Source organism: Streptomyces sp. URMC 123, from assembly GCF_051386515.1.
Taxonomy (GTDB): Bacteria; Actinomycetota; Actinomycetes; order Streptomycetales; family Streptomycetaceae; genus Streptomyces.
Genome location: NZ_JBPQTV010000498.1, coordinates 1 through 3,225 on the forward strand (window position 1 = coordinate 1; position 3,225 = coordinate 3,225).

The 3,225-nt window shown below is 73.4% G+C and carries 3 protein-coding genes; all 3 read right to left on the reverse strand.

What is annotated here, in order from left to right; all coding sequences use genetic code 11:
* Positions 1-428 (reverse strand): helix-turn-helix domain-containing protein (locus ACSNOD_RS29920; RefSeq protein WP_436770218.1); only part of this gene is annotated, 428 nt, incomplete at its 3' end.
* 87 nt (positions 429-515) lie between these two features.
* The gene (locus ACSNOD_RS29925) at positions 516-1,040 is read right to left on the reverse strand and encodes a DinB family protein (RefSeq protein WP_436770219.1); all 525 of its coding nucleotides are present in this window, start codon (positions 1,038-1,040) and stop codon (positions 516-518) included.
* Positions 1,041-1,235: 195 nt separating this feature from the next.
* Positions 1,236-3,225, reverse strand: a 1,990-nt coding sequence (locus ACSNOD_RS29930; protein WP_436770220.1) for a hypothetical protein, incomplete at its 5' end; no start/stop codon positions are given.

Genomic DNA, 3,225 nt, shown 5'->3' on the forward strand with positions numbered 1-3,225 from the left:
TCACCGAACTGGTCGGCGGGGGCGCCGGCGGGGGCGGCGCTTCTGACCGGTCGCGTATAGATCTTGGCGACGCACGCCGGGATCGCGGCGCCGGCCTCGTGCCGACGGGCCCGGTAGGCGCTGGGGCTCTCGCCGACCAGTTCGGTGAAGCGGGAGCTGAACGACCCCAGCGAGGTGCAGCCGACCGCGAAGCAGACCTCCGTGACGCTCAGGTCGCCCCGCCGCAGCAGCGCCTTCGCCCGCTCGATGCGGCGGGTCATCAGGTAGTTGTAGGGCGTGTCCCCGAAGGCGGCGCGGAAGCTGCGGGAGAAGTGCCCGGGCGACATGAGGGCGATTTTCGCCAGCGCCGGAACGTCCAGCGGACGCGCGTACTCGCGGTCCATCACGTCGCGGGCGCGCCGCAGCCGTACGAGGTCCTCCAAGGTCATGCCACCAGCATCGCACGCCGCCGCTGGCCGGCCCCCGTACTCCTCGCCCCCGCCCGCGCCCGTACTCCTCGGCCCCGGGCGGTTCCCTCAGGCTCCCACCGTGCCGTCGATGCCCTCGCGCAGGAAGTCCGCGTGTCCGTTGTGGCGGCCGTACTCCAGGAGCACGTGCAGCATCACCATGCGCAGCGACACGTCCTCGCCCCACCGTGGCTGGTGGCCGACCAGGTCCAGGGACGCCGCCGCCCGCTCGATGCGGCGCGAGGTCTCCACCTCAGCCTCCCAGGCCGCGAACGCCTCGCCCCTGGTCGACGTGCTCGCGTCGTACGCCGCCTGGAAGTCGATCTCCTCGGACCAGACCATCGGCGCCTCGTGGTCCTCGAACACCCGGCGGAACCAGGCGCGCTCCACCTCGGCCATGTGCCGGACCAGGCCGAGCAGTGACAGCGTCGACGGCGGCATCGAGCGCCGGCGCAACTCCTCGTCGGTGAGCCCCTCGCACTTCATCGCGAGGGTCGCCCGGTGGTAGTCGAGAAAGGCCCGCAGCATCGCGCGCTCGTCGCCGGAGTGAGGCGGACCGGTGCGGGGGTCGGTGGCCACGGTCGTGCTCCCCATCTGTTCGTGCTGTGTGGGTGACTGTCGCGGGTGTCCGTGCGGCGGGCGTGCCCGCGGCCCCGGTACGGGGACGACGACGCCGGAGTGCCGAACGGCACTCCGGCGTGGTGTCGGGGCGAGGAAAGCGGAGGGACTAATTCAGTGAGGAGTGAGAAGGAAGTCCGACCATGGCCTCGCCGGGGTCAACGCTAGCAGTCAGGCCGGGATCAGGGCACGCAGGTTTTCCGGGGTGACGATCACGGAGTCCGGGTGCAGTCCCTCCGGGCGTTCGAGACCGATGTACGTGACGGGGCCGTCCGGGACCGTCGTGCCGTCCCACAGCGTGGTGGCCGTGGCCCGGTCGGCCATCAGATCGGCGAGGTACCGGACCGTGAGGTGGTCGCGCTCGACGATGCCGCGCAGCAGCAGGGCGACCGACACCTGGTTCTCCTCCACCCGGTTGGCGTGCGGGGTGCCCCGGAGGTACAGATGGAGCCACTTGGCGCGCCAGCGGCCGTCGTCCCCGCGCAGGAACGCCAGCGGCAGCGCGACCCTGCCCGGCCCGCGCAGCTCCGACTTCACGCGTACGGTGCGCGGTTCGAACGGGCGGCCCCGCTGCTCGGCGTCGCGCAGCATGAAGCCGAAGAACGACTCCTCGACCTCTTCGAAGTCCTCCCCGGAGTAGATGTTGACCTGCGGCACGATGAAGGTGCCGCGCACGGCGCCCAGGCGCAGATCGATGAACTCCGAGGCGCCCTCGGGGGCCTCCGTGATGTCGCCGGAGTGCTCGCCCTCCACCTCGGTGAGCGCGGTGTACGAGAGCCAGCACACGGTCGCGTACTCGGCGTCGAGCATCAGCGCCGACAGGTCGTAGTCGGTGTGGCGGCGCGTCTGCTTCCAGTGGACGAAGAAGCGCAGCAGTTCGCCGTCGACGGGCAGCAGGGAGCCGCGGGGCAGGACGCCGAAGCCCGCGGTCGTCGCCCTGCCGCTGAGCGGGAGCGCGACATCGAGGACGTCGGGGTCGAGGAGCAGGTGCCCCGGCTCCGGGAGGCGGCGCCGCGTCTCGGCGTCCAGGACGCCGATGAGGCGCTCGCGCTCGGGCGACGGCAGGAGGGGACGGCGGTCGGCGGTGACCCAGGCGCCGCCGAGGCGGTTGACGAAGACGCGGCGCCCGCCTGCCTCCCCCTCCCCGGCGCGGTTGCGCAGGTGCTCGCGCACCGACAGCAGCACCCGGCCGGAGACCCGCGGGGCGGCCTGCTCGGCGGCGGCCACGACGGCGTCGCGCTCGTCCTGGGTGGCGCACGCGCGCAGCAGGCGGTCCAGGGAGCGGAAGAGCTTGCCCGGGGCGGCCGTCAGCAGCCGCGCCGCGCCGGGAACGTCGTTCCCGTCGAGCAGTTCCTCGACGCGGCTGTCGAAGGACCGGGCCTCCTTCTCGCCCCGGGCGACGGCGAACACGTCGGCGGCGTGCGGCCAGCGCGGGTACTCGTGCGGGTGCAGGCGCTCGCCGAGGCGCTTGAACGCCTCGCGGTGCGCGGAGACATCGGTGAGCTTGGCGGGCTCGGCCGCGACCACCGCGTCGAGGCCGGCGAGCAGGGCGCGGCGGACCGGCCGGGGCAGCGACCGGAAGCGGGTCGGCCGCACGAGGGCCACGTCGCCGCCCGAGAGCGCGCAGGCCAGGCGGAGGACGTCGGTGACGGTGTCCAGCAGGAGGCCCCGGCTGGCGTGGAGCCGGGCGAGATTGACGACGGCGCGGTTCTCCCGTACGGGGATCGCCTCGGGCTGGGGGCCGTCGACGCAGTGCTCGGCGAGCGCGCGGAGGTCGCGCAGGTGCTCCTCGCCGAGCGGCGTGGTGCTGCCCGCCAGGGCCAGGTACAGGGCGGTGACCTCGCCGTCCGGGGCGCCGCCCGCGTGCAGGACGGTCACCCGGTCGCCCGCCGAGGCGATCAGCTCGTCCTGAGCGGCCAGCATCTCCTCGTACGTGTGCTGGTAGGTGCCGTACGCGGGGAGGGTCAGCAGGTCCACCCCACCCGTACGGAGCTGGGCGAGCGTGCCGTCGCGCGAGGCGTCGTCGGCGAGCGCCTGGGCGACGCAGCGCGCCCAGAAGTCGGCCGTGTCCGGCACGTTGGCGGGGAAGTCGATGAAGTAGACGTTGTGCCGGACGTGGTCGCCGACCATCTCGCGGACGGTGTCCAGCGTGCGCGCGGCG

What these genes read in the sequence shown, in the direction of transcription:
- ACSNOD_RS29925 (WP_436770219.1), bottom strand. Translation starts at nt 1,040, where the DNA reads ATGGGGAGCACGACCGTGGCCACCGACCCCCGCACCGGTCCGCCTCAC.